The organism is Croceibacterium soli (assembly GCF_009828065.1).
GTDB classification, from domain to species: domain Bacteria; phylum Pseudomonadota; class Alphaproteobacteria; order Sphingomonadales; family Sphingomonadaceae; genus Croceibacterium_B; species Croceibacterium_B soli.
The window spans coordinates 450,823-468,627 of record NZ_WTYK01000001.1 but is presented as its reverse complement, the minus strand read 5'-3'; the positions used below and the strand labels follow the sequence as shown (position 1 = coordinate 468,627).

At 66.0% G+C, this 17,805-nt stretch carries 11 protein-coding genes; 5 read left to right on the top strand and 6 right to left on the bottom strand.

Features of this window, described 5'->3' with window-relative positions:
• Nucleotides 1-44 precede the first annotated feature (44 nt).
• The 4 genes from gltX to rpoB all read right to left on the bottom strand — a co-directional run bounded on the left by gltX (nucleotide 45) and on the right by rpoB (nucleotide 10,744).
• A complete protein-coding gene (gene gltX, locus GRI75_RS02215) occupies nucleotides 45-1,370 on the bottom strand; it encodes a glutamate--tRNA ligase (protein WP_160745518.1) in 1,326 nt (441 codons plus the stop codon).
• 72 nt (nucleotides 1,371-1,442) lie between these two features.
• Entirely contained in the window at nucleotides 1,443-1,805 is a 363-nt protein-coding gene (locus tag GRI75_RS14405; RefSeq protein WP_202389530.1) for a hypothetical protein, read from the bottom strand.
• Nucleotides 1,806-2,024: 219 nt separating this feature from the next.
• Entirely contained in the window at nucleotides 2,025-6,449 is a 4,425-nt protein-coding gene (gene rpoC / locus GRI75_RS02210) for a DNA-directed RNA polymerase subunit beta' (RefSeq protein ID WP_160745292.1), read from the bottom strand.
• Nucleotides 6,450-6,535: 86 nt separating this feature from the next.
• The gene (rpoB, locus tag GRI75_RS02205) at nucleotides 6,536-10,744 is read right to left on the bottom strand and encodes a DNA-directed RNA polymerase subunit beta (RefSeq protein WP_160745291.1); all 4,209 of its coding nucleotides are present in this window, start codon (nucleotides 10,742-10,744) and stop codon (nucleotides 6,536-6,538) included.
• Nucleotides 10,745-11,540: 796 nt separating this feature from the next.
• On the opposite strand from rpoB, the gene rplJ reads away from it, so the two are divergent.
• On the top strand, nucleotides 11,541-12,056 hold the full coding sequence (rplJ, locus tag GRI75_RS02200) for a 50S ribosomal protein L10 (RefSeq protein WP_160745517.1): 516 nt from the start codon (nucleotides 11,541-11,543) through the stop codon (nucleotides 12,054-12,056).
• Nucleotides 12,057-12,139: 83 nt separating this feature from the next.
• Complete coding sequence (gene rplL / locus GRI75_RS02195; RefSeq protein WP_160745290.1) at nucleotides 12,140-12,514, top strand: 50S ribosomal protein L7/L12; 375 nt, start codon at nucleotides 12,140-12,142, stop codon at nucleotides 12,512-12,514.
• A gap of 423 nt (nucleotides 12,515-12,937) precedes the next feature.
• Here rplL and GRI75_RS02190 read toward each other — a convergent pair whose 3' ends face one another.
• Both GRI75_RS02190 and GRI75_RS02185 read right to left on the bottom strand, forming a co-directional pair.
• On the bottom strand, nucleotides 12,938-13,495 hold the full coding sequence (locus GRI75_RS02190) for a c-type cytochrome (RefSeq protein WP_160745289.1): 558 nt from the start codon (nucleotides 13,493-13,495) through the stop codon (nucleotides 12,938-12,940).
• Nucleotides 13,496-13,561: 66 nt separating this feature from the next.
• Nucleotides 13,562-14,104: an acyloxyacyl hydrolase gene (locus tag GRI75_RS02185; protein ID WP_160745288.1), complete on the bottom strand. Its 543-nt coding sequence runs from the start codon at nucleotides 14,102-14,104 to the stop codon at nucleotides 13,562-13,564.
• A gap of 128 nt (nucleotides 14,105-14,232) precedes the next feature.
• On the opposite strand from GRI75_RS02185, the gene GRI75_RS02180 reads away from it, so the two are divergent.
• From GRI75_RS02180 to groL, 3 genes are all read left to right on the top strand, one after another.
• Entirely contained in the window at nucleotides 14,233-15,630 is a 1,398-nt protein-coding gene (locus tag GRI75_RS02180) for an MATE family efflux transporter (protein WP_160745287.1), read from the top strand.
• 127 nt (nucleotides 15,631-15,757) lie between these two features.
• Nucleotides 15,758-16,045 carry a co-chaperone GroES gene (gene groES, locus GRI75_RS02175; protein ID WP_160745286.1) on the top strand — a complete coding sequence of 96 codons (288 nt, stop codon included), beginning with the start codon at nucleotides 15,758-15,760 and terminating at the stop codon, nucleotides 16,043-16,045.
• 55 nt (nucleotides 16,046-16,100) lie between these two features.
• Nucleotides 16,101-17,741 carry a chaperonin GroEL gene (gene groL, locus GRI75_RS02170; protein ID WP_160745285.1) on the top strand — a complete coding sequence of 547 codons (1,641 nt, stop codon included), beginning with the start codon at nucleotides 16,101-16,103 and terminating at the stop codon, nucleotides 17,739-17,741.
• Nucleotides 17,742-17,805 lie beyond the last annotated feature (64 nt).

Here is a 17,805-nt window from a genome sequence, read left to right as displayed (position 1 = left end):
GTCGAACCACGACTGGCACCACCCCTCGGCAGCGCAAGCCGAGCCTAGCCCGCCGCCCTTACCAACCGCGCCCTGGCCTCCTGCTCCCCGATCAGCGGCAGCAGCGCGGCCATCTCGGGACCCGAGGGCCTTCCGGTAAGGGCCAGGCGCAGCGGCTGGAACAGCGCCTTGCCTTTGCGGCCCGTGGCCGCCTTCAGCGCGCCGGTGAGGGAATGCCAAGGGTCCTCGCCCCAGGTCAGCGCCTCGGCCGCCTCGGCCACATAAGCCCGATCCTCTTCGGTGAGCTCCGGGACTTCGACCGGGCCGGTGACCACCTGCCACCAATCCGCCGCCTCGCCGACATGCGCGAGGTTCGGGCGGATCGCCAGCCAGGCTTCCTCGCCCATTCCCGTGGGCAGCCGGTCCGCAACCTCGGCATAGTCGAGCTGGTGCACGATCGCGGCATTGAGCCGCTCGAGCTCCGCCTCGTCGAACCGCGCCGGCGCCCGCCCGAATGCCGCCAGGTCGAACGTCTCGATGAGCACCGCGCGATCGGCGATCGGTTCGACCGGCAGCGAAGTGCCGAGCCGCGCGAGCAGCGCGACGATCGCCTCCGGCTCGATGCCGCGCTCGCGGAAGGCGTCGCAGCCGAGCGAGCCGAGCCGCTTGGAGAGCTTCCCCTCGGCGCCGACCAGCAGCGCCTCGTGCGCAAAGCGCGGCGGCTGCGCGCCGAGCGCGGTGAACATCTGGATCTGCACCGCGGTGTTCGAAACGTGGTCCTCGCCGCGCAGCACGTCGGTGACGCCCATCTCGATGTCGTCGATCGCGCTCGGCAGCATGTACAGCCACGATCCGTCGGCCCGGCGGACCACCGGGTCGCTGAGCTGCGCCGCCTCGAAATGTTGCGGCCCGCGGATGCCGTCGATCCATTCGATCGGCTCGGCGTGGTCGAGCTTGAAGCGCCAGTGCGGCGCGATGCCCTCCGCTTCCTTCGCGGCGCGATCCGCGTCGGATAGTTCCAGCGCACCGCGATCGTAGATCGGCGGCAACCCGCGCCCGAGCCGGATCTTGCGCTTGAGCTCCAGCTCCTGCGCCGTCTCGTAGGCCGGATAGACCCGCCCGGACGCTTTTAGCCGATCGAATGCGGCCTCGTAGTGCACGAGCCGCTCCGACTGGCGCTCCGCCGCGTCCGGTTCCAGCCCCAGCCAGGCAAGATCGTCGCGGATCGCCTCGACGAAGCGTTCCTCGCTCCGCTCGGCATCGGTATCGTCGATCCGCAGCAGGAAGCGCCCGCCGGCCTTGCGGGCGAGCAGCCAGTTGTGCAGCGCGGTGCGGATGTTGCCGACATGCAGCAGGCCTGTGGGCGAAGGGGCGAAGCGCGTGATCGTCATCACCGCGCTATAGCGCAGGGCAGCCACTCCGCCAGCCACTACCGCCGGGCGCAATCGGCGGCAGCGCGGGCGCTACTGCGAGAACAGAATCACCGACCGCCCGCCGCCGGAGAAGCGGAGCCCGTTGCTTTCGGTCCGCTCCACTTCGCGCGCGGCGGTGAAGGCGGCTTCGATGGCTTCCTCCTGCGGATAGCGGCCGCGGTCGCAAGTCACGACCGGCAAGCGCGTGGTCTGCAGCGCCCTGCCTTCCAGGCGGTAGGACCAGGCCATCTCCACGCACTGGGAGACCACCTCGATCCGGTCAGCGCCGATGGAGGCGGTGATGCCGTGCGGCAGGTCGATATCGCCGCCATCGACCCCCGCGATGCGGTATTCGCCCGCGGGCTCCAGCGAAGGGGCGGGAGCGACTTCGGCGGGCGGAGCAGGCGCGGGCACGGGCGGTGGCGCCCCGGCGGGCTCACGGGCCACGGTTGGAGAAGGATCGGCGGCGGGGTTCTCAGCAGAGTCGCAGGCTGCCAGCAACACACAAGCGGCGAGAGGTACGAAGCCGAGTCTCATCCGGGGATCATGCACCCTGTGGCGGCTGGCGGAAACGAAAAACCCCGCCGGATCGCTCCGGCGGGGTCTTCCTTGTTCTTGCCCGGAGGCGAAGGATCACTCCTCTTCGGGAGCGTCTTCGCCTTCGGTCGGCTCGTCGCCAGCCAGATCGGCGTCGGCTTCGGCTTCCTCAGCAGCAGCCGGCTCGTCCTCGGCCAGCCCGCTTTCGACCGGGGCGCTTTCGAGCGTCTCGTCGCTCGTCTGCAAGTACTCGCCGGCGTCCGCGTCGGTGCCGTGGGTTTCACCCTGCACCGCTGCGAGCGGATCGTCACCGATGTCATCCGCGGCATCGCGCTGCAGTTCCGCCTCGTGCTCCTCGGCGGCCGTGTTCGCGGCGATGATCGCTTCCTGGGCCTTCTTCCACGACGCGCGCAGGGCGGCGTCGCGGCTGGTGGCGGCGATGCGCAGGCGGTTCATGCCCGCGCCGGTACCGGCGGGGATGAGACGGCCGACGATCACGTTCTCCTTGAGGCCGATCAGCGTGTCCTTCTTCCCTTCGACCGCGGCCTGGGTGAGCACACGGGTGGTCTCCTGGAAGGAGGCCGCCGAGATGAACGAACGGGTCTGCAGGCTGGCCTTGGTGATGCCGAGCAGCACCGGGGTGCCTTCGGCCGGCTTCTTGTTCTTGGCCAGCTTGGAGTTGATTTCCTTCATCTCCTCCAGATCGACCTGCTCGCCCGGCAGCAGCGTGGTGTCGCCGCCGTCGGTGATCTCGACCTTCTGCAGCATCTGGCGAACGATCACCTCGATGTGCTTGTCGTTGATCTTCACGCCCTGGAGCCGGTAGACTTCCTGGATTTCCGCGACGAGGTATTCGGCCAGAGCCTCCACCCCGAGCACTTCCAGGATGTCGTGCGGGTTCGGGCTGCCCGAGATCAGCGTGTCGCCCTTCTTGACGAAGTCGCCTTCCTGGACGTCGATCACCTTGGTCTTGGGGACCAGGTACTCGACCGGATCGCCCTCTTCCGGAACGATCGCGATCTTGCGCTTGGCCTTGTAGTCGCGGACGAACTCGATCCGGCCGCTGATCTTGGCGATGACCGCGACGTCCTTCGGCATGCGTGCCTCGAACAGCTCGGCCACCCGCGGCAGACCGCCGGTGATGTCGCGCGTCTTGGCAGCTTCTCGCGAAGCACGTGCCAGGATGTCGCCGGCTTCGACCTGCTGCCCGTCCTCGACCGAAAGCGCGGTACCCGGGGCAAGCATGTAACGTGCAGCCTCGGTTTCCTCGCCCTTCTTGCCGCCTTCCTCGCCAAGCAGGGTGAGCCGCGGACGCAGATCCTCCTTCTTGGAACGGCCGGTGGCGCGGTACTCGGTGACGACGCGCTGGGCGATGCCTGTGGCATCGTCGACGCGCTCTTCCATCGTCTTGCCGTCGGCCAGGTCCTGGTAGCGGACGATGCCGGACTGCTCGGTGATGATCGGCAGGGTGAACGGATCCCACTCCGCCAGGCGATCGCCTTCCTTCACCTTGGCGCCATCGTCGAACATCAGCACGGTACCGTAAGGCACGCGGTGGATCGCGCGCTCACGGCCTTCGTTGTCGATCACCACCATCTCGCCGCTGCGGGCAAGCGACAGCCTGCGGCCGCGCTTGTCGGTGATGGTCGGCATGTCGCGATACACGACCTTGCCGTCCGAGATCGATTCGAGGTGGCTGGTCTCGTTGACCTGCGCCGCGCCGCCGATGTGGAACGTCCGCATCGTCAGCTGGGTGCCCGGCTCGCCGATCGACTGCGCGGCGATGACACCCACCGCCTCGCCGATGTTGACCGGCGTACCACGGGCGAGATCGCGGCCGTAGCACTTGCCGCAGACGCCCTGGTCCGCTTCGCAGACCAGCGGGCTGCGGATCTTGGCCGACTGCACTTCGGCTTCCTCGATCGCCTTGACCATCGGCTCGTCGAGCAGCGTGCCCGACTTGACGATGACTTCGCCGGTCTTGACGTTGACCAGGTCTTCGGCGGTCGTGCGGCCGAGGATGCGCTCGCCCAGGCTGGCGATGATCGAGCCGCCCTGGATGATGGCGCGCATCTCCAGCGCGTTCTCGGTCTTGCAGTCCTCTTCGACGATCACGCAGTCCTGCGACACGTCGACCAGACGGCGGGTCAGGTAACCCGAGTTCGCCGTCTTGAGCGCCGTGTCGGCCAGGCCCTTACGCGCGCCGTGAGTCGAGTTGAAGTACTCGAGGACGGTCAGCCCTTCCTTGAAGTTCGAGATGATCGGCGTCTCGATGATCTCGCCCGAAGGTTTGGCCATCAGGCCGCGCATGCCGGCGAGCTGCTTCATCTGCGCTGGCGAACCACGCGCACCGGAGTGGCTCATCATGTAGATCGAGTTGATCTGCGCCTCGCGGCCGTTCTCGTCCTTCGGCGTCGCCCGGATCTCGTCCATCATGGCGTTCGCCACCTGGTCGCCGCAACGGCTCCAGGCGTCGATCACCTTGTTGTACTTTTCCTGCTGGGTGATGAAGCCGTCCTGGTACTGCTGCTCGTAGTCGGCAACCAGCGCCTTGGTTTCCTCGACCAGGCCGATCTTGGAATCCGGGATGATCATGTCGTCCTTGCCGAACGAGATGCCGGCGCGGCAGGCGTGACGGAAGCCCAGCGCCATGATCGCGTCCGCGAACAGCACCGTGTCCTTCTGGCCGGTGTGACGATAGACCTCGTCGATGACGTCGCCGATGTCCTTCTTGGTCAGCAGGCGGTTGATCACCTCGAAGGGCACCTTGTGGCTCTTCGGCAGGCACTCGCCGATCAGCATGCGGCCCGGGGTCGTCTCGACCCGCTGCATGTACTCGCGGCCCTTCTCGTCGGTCTGCGGAACGCGGCTGACGATCTTGGTGTGCAGAGTGACGGCGCCGACGTGGAGCGCCTGGTGCACTTCGGCGATGTCGGCCAGGATCATGCCCTCGCCGGGTTCACCTTCGCGGTCCATCGACAGGTAGTACAGGCCCAGGACCATGTCCTGCGAAGGCACGATGATCGGCTTGCCGTTGGCGGGGCTGAGGATGTTGTTGGTCGACATCATCAGCACGCGCGCTTCGAGCTGGGCCTCGAGGCTCAGCGGAACGTGCACGGCCATCTGGTCGCCGTCGAAGTCGGCATTGAAGGCCGAGCAGACCAGCGGGTGAAGCTGGATCGCCTTGCCTTCGATCAGCACGGGCTCGAACGCCTGGATGCCGAGACGGTGCAGCGTCGGCGCGCGGTTCAGCAGGACGGGGTGCTCGCGGATGACTTCATCCAGGATGTCCCAGACTTCCTTGCGCTCCTTCTCGACCCACTTCTTCGCCTGCTTGAGGGTCATCGAGAGACCCTTGGCGTCGAGACGGGCGTAGATGAACGGCTTGAACAGCTCGAGCGCCATCTTCTTCGGCAGGCCGCACTGGTGCAGCTTGAGTTCCGGGCCGGTCACGATGACCGAACGGCCCGAATAGTCGACGCGCTTGCCGAGCAGGTTCTGGCGGAAGCGGCCCTGCTTGCCCTTGAGCATGTCGCTGAGCGACTTCAGCGGACGCTTGTTGGCACCGGTGATGACCCGGCCACGGCGGCCGTTGTCGAACAGCGCGTCGACGGCTTCCTGCAGCATGCGCTTTTCGTTGCGGACGATGATGTCCGGCGCGCGCAGCTCCATCAGCCGCTTGAGGCGGTTGTTCCGGTTGATCACGCGGCGGTAGAGGTCGTTCAGGTCCGAGGTCGCGAACCGGCCGCCGTCGAGCGGCACCAGCGGGCGCAGTTCCGGCGGGATGACGGGCACGACGTCGAGGATCATCCACTCGGGGCGGTTGCCCGAATCGATGAAGCTCTCGACGACCTTCAGGCGCTTGATGATCTTCTTGGGCTTGAGCGCGGACTTGGTGGTCGCGAGCTCTTCCATCAGGTCGTCGCGCTCCTGCTGGAGGTCGAGTTCCATCAGCATGAGCTTGACCGCCTCGGCGCCGATGCCGGCGGTGAAGGCGTCTTCGCCGTACTCGTCCTGCGCGTCGAGCAGCTCGTCCTCGGTGAGGAGCTGGAACTTCTCGAGCGGCGTCAGGCCGGGCTCGGTGACGATGTAGCTCTCGAAGTAGAGCACGCGCTCGAGCTGCTTGAGCTGCATGTCGAGCAGCAGGCCGATGCGCGAGGGCAGCGACTTCAGGAACCAGATGTGCGCGACCGGCGCGGCCAGCTCGATGTGGCCCATGCGCTCACGGCGGACCTTGGTCACGGTCACTTCGACGCCGCACTTCTCGCAGACGACGCCCTTGTACTTCATGCGCTTGTACTTGCCGCACAGGCACTCGTAGTCCTTCACGGGGCCGAAGATGCGCGCGCAGAACAGGCCGTCACGCTCGGGCTTGAACGTGCGGTAATTGATGGTTTCCGGCTTCTTGATCTCGCCGAAGGACCAGCTGCGAATACGCTCCGGGCTCGCGATCCCGATCTGGATCTGGTCGAAGGTTTCCGGCTTGGCCAGCTGGTTGGTGAATTTGGTCAGTTCGTTCATTTTTCAAATCCCATGACGGGTGAAATCTCGTGGGCGGGAGGAGGGGGCGGCGCCGAGGGGTTCCCCCGGCCGCCGCCCGCGCTCCCTTATTCCGCCGCCTCCGGCCACTGGTCCGCGTCTTCCTCGTCGATCAGCGACTTGAGCTCGACGTTCAGGCCGAGGCTGCGCATTTCCTTCACGAGCACGTTGAAGCTCTCCGGAATGCCTGCCTCGAACGTATCGTCGCCCTTGACGATCGCCTCGTAGACCTTGGTCCGGCCGACCACGTCGTCCGACTTCACGGTGAGCATTTCCTGCAGCGTGTAGGCGGCGCCGTAAGCCTGGAGCGCCCAGACCTCCATTTCACCGAAGCGCTGGCCACCGAACTGCGCCTTGCCGCCCAGCGGCTGCTGGGTGACGAGCGAGTACGGACCGATCGAACGGGCGTGGATCTTGTCGTCGACCAGGTGGTGGAGCTTCAGCATGTAGATGTAACCCACGGTCACCTTACGGTCGAAGGCATCGCCGGTGCGGCCGTCGAACAGGGTCACCTGGCCCGAGGGGTCGTAGCCCGCCTTGACCAGCATGTCGGTCACGTCGGATTCCTTGGCCCCGTCGAACACCGGGGTGCCCATCGGCACGCCGTTGAACAGGTTGCCGGCAAGCTCGACCACTTCGGCCGTCGTGCGCGATTCCAGGTCCGCGTGGTACTGTTCGCCGTAGATGTCCTTCAGCCGTTCGACCACCGCGGTCGGCGGGCTCGCCGTCTCCGGGTCGGGATTGGCGGAGCGCCATTCCTCCAGGCTCGCCTGGATCTGCTGGCCGAGGCCACGCGCGGCAAGGCCGAGGTGGGTTTCGAAGATCTGCCCGACGTTCATGCGCGAAGGCACGCCCAGCGGGTTGAGCACGACGTCGACCGGCGTGCCGTCTTCCATGAACGGCATGTCCTCCATCGGCAGGATGCGCGAAATGACACCCTTGTTGCCGTGGCGGCCGGCCATCTTGTCGCCCGGCTGCAGCTTGCGCTTCACCGCCACGAACACCTTGACCATCTTGAGCACGCCCGGGGCCAGCTCGTCGCCGCGCTCGAGCTTCTCCTTGCGGTCCTCGAACTTCTCTTCGATCGCCTTCACGGCTTCGTCGTACTGGCCCTTCACGGCTTCGAGCTGGGCCTGCATGTTGTCGTCGGCGACGGCGAACTTGAACCACTCGTAGCGGTCCACGCCGTCGAGCGTTTCCTCGGTGATCTGCTCACCCTTCTTGGCGCCCTTCGGCGCTGCCGAAGCGGTCTGGCCGACCAGCATTTCGCGCAGCCGGTTGTAGGTCGCACGGTTGAGAATCGCCCGCTCGTCCTCGGCATCCTTCTTGAGGCGTTCGATTTCCTCGTTCTGGATGGCGCGGGTACGGTCGTCGATCTCGATGCCGTGGCGGTTGAACACGCGCACTTCGACCACCGTGCCGGAAACGCCCGGCGGCAGGCGGAGCGAGGTGTCGCGCACGTCGCTGGCTTTCTCGCCGAAGATGGCGCGGAGGAGCTTTTCCTCCGGCGTCATCGGGCTTTCGCCCTTCGGCGTGATCTTGCCGGCCAGGATGTCGCCCGGGTGCACTTCGGCGCCGATGTAGACGATGCCCGCTTCGTCGAGGTTGCGCAGGGCTTCCTCGCCGACGTTGGGAATGTCGCGGGTGATGTCTTCCGGCCCGAGCTTGGTGTCGCGGGCCATGACCTCGAACTCTTCGATGTGGATCGAGGTGAAGACGTCGTCCTTCACGATCCGCTCGGAGATCAGGATCGAGTCCTCGTAGTTGTAGCCGTTCCACGGCATGAACGCGACGAGGCTGTTGCGGCCGAGCGCCAGTTCACCCAGGTCGGTCGAGGGACCGTCGGCGATGATGTCGCCGGCTTCCACCACGTCGCCCACTTTCACCAGCGGGCGCTGGTTGATGCAGGTGTTCTGGTTGGAGCGCTGGAACTTCTGCAGCGTGTAGATGTCCACGCCCGGGTTGCCGGCATCGACTTCGCCGGAGGCGCGGATCACGATACGGGCGGCGTCGACCTGGTCGACCACGCCGGAACGCATGGCGGAGATCGCCGCGCCGCTGTCGCGGGCCACGGTCTCTTCCATGCCGGTGCCGACGAACGGCGCTTCGGCCTTCACCAGCGGCACGGCCTGGCGCTGCATGTTCGAGCCCATCAGCGCGCGGTTGGCGTCGTCGTTTTCCAGGAACGGGATCAGCGACGCGGCAACCGAAACGAGCTGCTTGGGGCTGACGTCCATCAGGGTGACCTGGTCGGCCGGGGTCATCACGAACTCGCCGTTCTGGCGGGCCGAGACCAGCTCCTCGACGAACTTGCCGTCGGCGTCGGTGTCGGCCGAAGCCTGCGCCACCGTGTGCCGCTGCTCTTCCATAGCGGACAGATAGCTCACCTCGCCGGAGACCTTGCCGTCCTTCACCGTACGGTACGGCGTTTCGATGAAGCCGTACTTGTTGACGCGGGCGAAAGTCGAAAGCGAGTTGATCAGGCCGATGTTCGGGCCTTCCGGCGTTTCGATCGGGCAGATGCGGCCGTAGTGGGTCGGGTGAACGTCGCGGACTTCGAAGCCGGCGCGCTCACGGGTGAGACCACCCGGCCCGAGCGCCGAAACGCGGCGCTTGTGGGTCACTTCGGACAGCGGGTTGGTCTGGTCCATGAACTGGCTGAGCTGCGAGGAACCGAAGAACTCGCGCACCGCGGCAACCGCCGGCTTCGCGTTGATCAGGTCGTTCGGCATCACGGTCGACACGTCGACCGAGCTCATCCGTTCCTTCACGGCGCGCTCCATGCGGAGCAGGCCGACGCGGTACTGGTTCTCGAGCAGCTCGCCGACCGAGCGGACGCGGCGGTTGCCGAGGTTGTCGATGTCGTCGACCTCGCCCTTGCCGTCCTTCAGGTCGACCAGCTCCTTGACCACGGCCAGGATGTCTTCCTTGCGCAGCGTGGTCACGGTGTCTTCGGCGTCGAGGCCGAGACGCATGTTGAGCTTCACGCGGCCCACGGCGGAAAGGTCGTAGCGCTCGCTATCGAAGAACAGGCCTTCGAACAGCGCTTCGGCGGTTTCCTTGGTCGGCGGTTCGCCCGGACGCATGACCTTGTAGATCGCCTCGAGGCCTTCCTCGCGGTTTTCGGCCTTGTCGACCTGCAGCGTGTTGCGGATCCACGGACCGGTGTTGACGTGGTCGATGTCGAGCAGCTCGAGCTGGTCGATGCCGGCGGCGTCGATCTTCTCGAGGTTCTCGACCGAGACTTCCTCGCCCGCCTCGATGTAGATGCGGCCCGTGGCGTCGTCGACGAGGTCGCGCGCCGAATAGCGGCCGAAGATTTCCTCGGTCGGGATCAGCAGGGTCTCGAGCCCGTCCTTCAGCGCCTTGGTGGCCGCGCGCGGGGAAACCTTCTGGCCGGCGGGGAACACTTCCTCACCGGTCTTGGCGTCGATCAGCGGGAAAGCCGGCTTGGCGCCGCGCCACTGGTCGGGAACGAACGGAATCTGCCAGCCGTCGCCGGACTTGCCGGACGAACGCTTCCAGGTGACCTTGTCATAGAAGTGGTCGAGGATCTGCTCGTCGTCGAGGCCCAGGGCATAGAGCAGCGAGGTGACCGGCAGCTTGCGCTTGCGGTCGATACGCACGTTCACGATGTCCTTGGCGTCGAACTCGAAGTCCAGCCAGGAACCGCGGTACGGGATCACGCGGGCGGCGAACAGGAACTTGCCCGAAGAGTGGGTCTTGCCGCGGTCGTGGTCGAACAGCACACCCGGCGAACGGTGCATCTGGCTGACGATCACGCGCTCGGTGCCGTTGATCACGAACGTGCCGTTGCCGGTCATGAGCGGCATGTCGCCCATGTACACGTCCTGCTCCTTGATATCGAGGACGGAGCGGGTTTCGGTTTCCTGGTCGACTTCGAACACGATCAGGCGCAGCGTCACCTTCATCGGCGCCGCGTAAGTGATGCCGCGCTGGCGGCACTCGACGGTGTCGTACTTCGGATCTTCCAGCTCGTAGTGAACGAAATCGAGCTCGGCGGTGCCGGCGAAATCGCGGATCGGGAACACCGAACGCAGGGTCTTCTCGAGGCCGGAAACATAGCCGATCGACGGATCCGAGCGCAGGAACTGCTCATAGCTCTCCCGCTGCACTTCGATCAGGTTCGGCATCTGCACCACTTCGTGGATGTCGCCGAAGATCTTGCGGATACGCTTCTTCTTGCTGCCGCCGATCTTGCTGGGCGTGTTCGCGCCCGCGGATTTGCCGATGGCCTCGGAAGGTTTGGTCGCCATGGAGAGGTTCGCCTCGTTCAATGAGGCCGGCACCCGTGAGCACCGGCGGAAGAATTTCGTTCGGGCGGGACATGAGACGCCGAAAGGCCACAGCGAAAGGCACACCTCGATCGGGGTGCCGGACTGCAGCCATTATCGTCTCACGGAGAACCGGGCTTCCATCCTAGGCGCGCCCCCGCGTCAGGCGCACCTTGCTCGAAGCTGTCCGGTGGACGGCCGATATAGGAGGGCGCTTCCCGAAGGTCAAGCGCAGGCGAACGAACCGCCGCACGCGGGCGTCGCCCTGGCGCGCGGGAATATCGTTCGTTGCCGTCTTTATACACGCTGGGGCGGGATGCCGCAACTGGAGTACCGGCCGCGCGAGTCGCGCGGCCGTGCGGCGGCTGGATCAGAACAGCAGGGCCACCAGAATCAGGATGATGATCAGCGTACCCAGTCCGATCGTGATGTTCCGGCCCATTGCAGTTCTCCTTTGTTCATGTTGCGCCAGCATGGTCAGCGGTCGGCGCGCAGGACGGTTCCCGGCTTGACTCCGCGGCCGAGGCGGCTAGAGGCCCACCCCGACGGTTTCGGCCGTCATCCGTCCGAGACAGCTGCTGGGATCCCGAGTCATCTCGGCCCCTTAATTCGCAGCCTAGGCGGGGAAACGAGAATTCCGGCGGCGCCCTGCGCCTGCCTTACCGCGCTCCGGCGCACTCCTTCCCCATCAGCGGACTTGCCCGTGTCGGTGAACGGCATGGGCGAACGTAGCCGGCCGTTCGGCGCTTGCCGCGCGGCCATAGTGAAGGAGTACGGCATGGATCGTTCGCAAAAAACCGATTCGGTCGCCCAGCTCAACGCAGTCTTCAACGAGGCCGGCGTGGTGGTCGTCACCCGCAACCTCGGCTTGACGGTGGCCCAGTCCACCGACTTGCGCTCGAAGATGCGCGATGCCGGCGCGTCCTATAAGGTCGCGAAGAACCGCCTCGCCAAGCTCGCCCTGAAGGACACCGACTACGTCGGGCTCGAGGAATACCTCACCGGCCCGACCGCAATTGCCTACTCGACCGATCCGGTCGCGGCGGCGAAGGCGGCGGTGGACTTCGCCAAGACGAACGACCGACTAGAAATCGTCGGTGGTTCCATGGGCGGCCAGGTGCTCAACGCCGAAGGGGTCAAGGCGCTCGCCTCGATGCCTTCGCTCGACGAGCTGCGCGGCACGATCGTGGGTCTGCTCAATGCTCCGGCGACGAAGGTCGTTCGGGTCATCAGCGAACCTGCGAGCAAGCTTGCCCGCGTCTTCGGTGCCTACAGCACCAAAGAAGCGGCATAAGCGGTTTTTTCCAAACGCGAATTTACCGGGCGTCCTGAGCCTGCCGAAGGGCCCGGTCCATCATATTGAACGGAGTGTAAGTCATGGCTGATATTGCCAAGCTTGTTGAAGAACTGTCGAAGCTGACCGTCATGGAAGCCGCCGAGCTCGCCAAGGCGCTGGAAGAAGAGTGGGGCGTTAGCGCCGCTGCTGCAGTTGCCGTGGCCGCCCCGGCTGCCGGTGGCGCCGCCGAAGCTGCTGAAGAGCAGACCGAATTCGACGTCATCCTCACCGGCGACGGTGGCAAGAAGATCCAGGTCATCAAGGAAGTCCGCGCCATCACCGGTCTGGGCCTCACTGAAGCCAAGGCTCTCGTCGAAGGCGCGCCGAAGGCCGTCAAGGAAGGCGTGAACAAGGCGGAAGCCGAAGAGATCAAGAAGAAGATCGAGGAAGCCGGCGGCACCGTCGAGCTCAAGTAAGCCTCGCTCTGCTTCGGCAGATCAAGCGAAGGGCGGCGCCGCAAGGCGCCGCCCTTTTCGTATGTAGGGTCCAACCGATGCGCTCGCAGAGGCGCGGAGGCGCAGAGGGTTTTGTCACGCAAAGGCGCAAAGGCGCGAAGAAGGGCGCGCGCCCGGAGGGCGCTTTCATACTGAGAACAAAGAGTCGAATCCGAGTGCGGCTTCGTCGCTGGGCTCTTTGCGCCTTCGCGCCTTTGCGTGAGAAACTCTTCTCTGCGCCTCTGCGCCTCTGCGCCTCTGCGAGCGCAAAAACACGCGGCTCCGCGTCTCCGCGTGAATCTTCAAACAGGCGACGATGGCACTGCGCTTCCACCACCCCCAACCCCCTCCTCTGGAAGCGAAGCTGTCCCGAAGGGACAACAGGAGGGGGCTTTCGGGCAGACCTTACAGCGTCTTGAGGTAGGCGATGATCTCGGCGCGCTTGGCGGCATCCTTGACGCCGCCGAAGGTCATCGTGGTGCCGGGGACCACGGCCTTGGGGTCCGCGAGGAAGCGGTCGAGATTGCTCTGGTTCCAGGTCAGGCCGGACTCGAGCATCGCTTCGCTGTACTTGAAGCCGTTCACGTGGCCGGCCTTGGCGCCGAACACGTTCGCCAGGGTCGGGCCGATGCCGGTCTCGCCCGGCTTGGTCTTGTGGCACACGGCACACTGCGCGAACGATGCCGGGGGCGAGGACGCGGCGGCAACCTTGGCCGCAGCAGCCGGCGCCGCGGACGCGGTCGCGGTGGGCGTGGGGGTCGGCGTCGGGCTAGGCGTTTCGCTCGGCTCTGCGCCGGGCGATTCGGTCTCGCCGACTTCCGGCACGGTCTCCTCGAGGGCGGCGGTCGCGGCGGGGCCGGGCTCGGTCACGGAGCTTGCCGGTTCGTCGGCTTCCTCGGCCGGCGAGCCGCAGGCGGCAAGCACAAGAACAAGCGAAGCAGCAAGGGCGAAACGCGAGATCATTGAGGGGCTTCCTTCGAAATTGGTCGGCGCGTTCCTATCGCCCCCGGCGCGATGCGCAAGAGGCGATCAATCGAGCGCCAGGTTCAGCCGCACGCCCATCATGTCGACCCCGGGGTTCTGCCCCCAGTTGAACAGCCGGGCGTGGCTGACGTGGACCCAGCTCGCCTCCAGCGAAAGGCGATCGGAAAGCCGTGTGCCGATGGCGACTTCCGGCGCGAACAGGATCCTGCTGCCGAGATCGGTCCGCTTGCCGTCGCGCGAACTGAAGCGTTCCGTCGGCCCGTCATGGACCACCACGCCGAGCCCCGGGCGCACATAGACATGTCCCGCTCCGAGCTTCCAGCCCAGCCCGCCGCCGGCGAAGCTGGTATCGCCGCCGGTGTTGACCGAGGCGATCAGGTAAGGCGCGGGCTTGCCGATGAAGGCCAGGCTTTCCTGCGGAGCGAAACGGAAGCCCGCCTGGATGTCGGCGCCACCCTCCTCCGTCCTCAGAGTGAAAGGCGTATCCACGCCGTGGACATAAGCCCCGGCAAAGACCTCCTGCGCCGCGGCGGGGCTGCAGGCGAGCGCGGGCGCCAGGACGGCGGCAAGCAGTAGCGAACGCGGCATGGAGCAACTCCCGGGTAATGACTCCCCTTGATAGTGGCAAGCTTGCCGCAAGCTGAAGCGAAAGCGCACCGGCGCGCCGCAGCAACTTCCCCCGCCCCCCTCGCGCGACTATCCGGACCGGCTTTGCCATGACGAGCGACCCGATTCTCGAGCCCCCGCACCGCGGCGAAGGCTGGCGCGGCGAGATCATCGCCACCCTGGCGCTCGCCTGGCCGCTGGCGCTCGCCAACCTCGCGCAGATGCTGGTCCACGCGATCGACGTAATCTTCGTCGCCCGGCTCGGCGACGAACCGCTCGCCGCATCGAGCCTGGCGATCGCGCTCTTCGGGCTGCTGCTCTGGTCCCTTTCCGGAATGTCCGGGATGGTGGCGGCGCTGATCGCCGCCGAACTCGGCCGCAAACGCCATGCTGTCCGCGAGGTGCGGCGCTCCGTGCGGATGGGCCTGTGGCTGGCGGTCGGGCTCGGAATCCTGGCAATGGGCATATGCCTGACGGGAGAAGGGCTCATGCTCCTGACCGGTCAGGATCCCGCAATCGCAGCGCTGGCCGGCGATTTCCTGGCTGTCGTTATGTGGGCGATGGTGCCGATGCTGCTGTCCAACGTGCTGCGCAACTTCGTCTCGGCGCTTGGCCGGCCGATCTTCGCAACGGCGATCACGGTGGTGGCGATCGGCGTCAGCGCGCTGTTCAACTACGCTTTCGTCTTCGGCAACCTGGGCGCGCCTGCGCTGGGTCTCGAAGGCTCGGCGCTGGCCAGCGTCCTGACGTCGCTGTTCATCCTCCTGGCCTACGTCGTGGTGATCCAGTCCGACCGGCGGCTGCGGCGTTACCGCGTGTTCGGCAACTGGTGGCGCCCCGAGTGGCGCCGCCTCAAGGAGCTGCTCCGCATCGGCACCCCCGTTTCGCTGACGATCCTCGCCGAGGGCGGGATGTTCAGCGCCGCCGCTTTCCTGATGGGCCGGATCGGGCCGAGCGAGCTCGCCGGGCACACCATCGCACTGCAGATCGCCGCACTGGCCTTCCAGGTGCCGTTCGGCGTGGCCCAGGCGGCGACGATCCGGGTCGGCTACTTCTACGGCGCGCGCGACCCCGCGGCGATCGCCCGCGCCGGCTGGACGGCGATGGTCCTGGGCGGAGGGTTCATGCTGCTGACCGCCGCCGCCCTGCTGTTCGCGCCGCGCACGATCATCCGCATCTATGTCGACCCGGACGCACCGCGGAACGCCGCGATGGTCGCCTTCGCCGTGCAGTACATGGTCGTGGCCGCGGCGTTCCAGCTGTTCGACGGCGTTCAGGCGGTCGCAGCCGGCGTACTGCGCGGGCTGCAAGACACTCGCGTTCCGATGATCATGGCGCTATTCGGCTATTGGCTCCCCGGGTTCGGCAGCGCCGTCGTGCTCGGGTTCCTGACGCCGCTTGCCGGAACAGGCGTCTGGATCGGCCTTGCGGTCGGGCTGGTGGTGGTGGCCGGGCTGCTCCTGCAGCGCTGGACCCGGCGCGCCGCGCTCGGCCTCCTGCCGGCCTGAGTGCGAACTTTCTTCCTGAACGGTGCTTGACGGCCCGATCCGCCGGAACCATATCCCGCGCCGTTGGCACTCTCCACCCGAGAGTGCCAACCAGGATTCACCACTCACACAGAGGGAGGTCATACATATGGCATTTCGTCCGCTGCACGATCGCGTGCTTGTCCGCCGTATCGAGGCCGAAGAAAAGACGGCTGGCGGCATCATCATCCCCGACAGCGCCAAGGAAAAGCCCAGCGAAGGCGAGATCGTCGCCGTCGGCTCCGGCGCCAAGGCCGACGACGGCAAGGTCACCCCGCTCGACGTCAAGGCCGGCGACCGCGTGCTGTTCGGCAAGTGGTCCGGCACCGAGGTCAAGCTCGATGGCGAAGACCTGCTGATCATGAAGGAAAGCGACATCATGGGGATCATCGGCTGATCGCCGACTGACCTAACGCTCTTCCAACCCGAACGAACATCCAGGAGAAACGAAAATGGCTGCAAAGGACGTGAAGTTTTCGCGTGACGCACGCGAACGCATCCTCAAGGGCGTGGACACGCTCGCCAACGCCGTGAAGGTCACGCTGGGCCCGAAGGGCCGCAACGTCGTGATCGACAAGAGCTTCGGCGCACCGCGCATCACCAAGGACGGCGTCACCGTCGCCAAGGAAATCGAGCTGAAGGACAAGTTCGAGAACATGGGCGCACAGATGCTGCGCGAAGTGGCCTCGAAGACCAACGACCTCGCCGGTGACGGCACCACCACCGCCACCGTGCTCGCCCAGGCGATCGTCCGCGAAGGCATGAAGTCGGTCGCTGCCGGCATCAACCCGATGGACCTCAAGCGCGGCATCGATCTGGCCGTCGGCAAGGTCGTCGCTGACCTCGTCGGCCGCTCGAAGGACGTCTCCGGCTCCAACGAGATCGCCCAGGTCGGCATCATCTCCGCCAACGGCGACCGCGAAGTCGGCGAGAAGATCGCCGAAGCGATGGAGAAGGTCGGCAAGGAAGGCGTGATCACCGTCGAAGAAGCGAAGGGCCTCGAATTCGAGCTCGACGTCGTCGAAGGCATGCAGTTCGACCGCGGCTACCTCTCGCCCTACTTCGTGACCAACCCCGAGAAGATGGTCGTGGAACTGGATAACCCCTACATCCTGATCCACGAGAAGAAGCTCTCGAATCTCCAGGCGATGCTGCCGATTCTCGAAGCGGTTGTTCAGAGCGGCCGTCCGCTGCTGATCATCGCGGAAGATATCGAAGGCGAAGCCCTGGCTACCCTGGTGGTCAACAAGCTGCGCGGCGGCCTCAAGGTCGCTGCCGTCAAGGCCCCCGGCTTCGGCGATCGCCGCAAGGCGATGCTGCAGGACATCTCGATCCTCACCAAGGGCGAGATGATCTCCGAGGACCTCGGCATCAAGCTCGAGAACGTCACTGTCGGCATGCTCGGTGAAGCCAAGCGCGTCACCATCGACAAGGACAACACCACGATCGTCGACGGCGCCGGCGATGCGGGCGACATCAAGGCCCGGGTCGAGCAGATCCGTGCCCAGATCGAAACCACGACCAGCGACTACGACAAGGAAAAGCTGCAGGAACGGCTGGCCAAGCTGGCCGGCGGCGTTGCCGTGATCAAGGTCGGCGGCGCTTCCGAGGTCGAGGTGAAGGAGCGCAAGGACCGCGTCGACGACGCTCTCCACGCGACCCGCGCCGCTGTCGAAGAAGGCATCGTCCCGGGCGGCGGTACCGCGCTGCTCTACGCCACGAAGGCTCTCGAAGGCCTCAAGGGCGACAACGACGACCAGACCCGCGGCATCGACATCGTCCGCCGGGCGATCCAGGCGCCGATCCGTCAGATCGCCGAGAACGCCGGTCACGACGGTGCGGTCATCGCCGGCAACCTGCTGCGCGAAGGCGACCAGACGCAGGGCTTCAACGCTCAGACCGACACCTACGAGAACCTCGTCCAGGCTGGCGTGATCGACCCGACCAAGGTCGTTCGCACCGCACTGCAGGACGCGGCCTCGGTCGCCGGTCTCCTGATCACCACCGAAGCGGCGATCAGCGAAGTTCCGGAAGACAAGTCGGCTCCGGCCATGCCCGACATGGGCGGCATGGGCGGCGGCATGGGCTTCTAAGCCTGTCCTGAGCCCGTCGAAGGGCTCGGCTGCAAACGCAACACGGAAGGCCGGGGGAGCGATC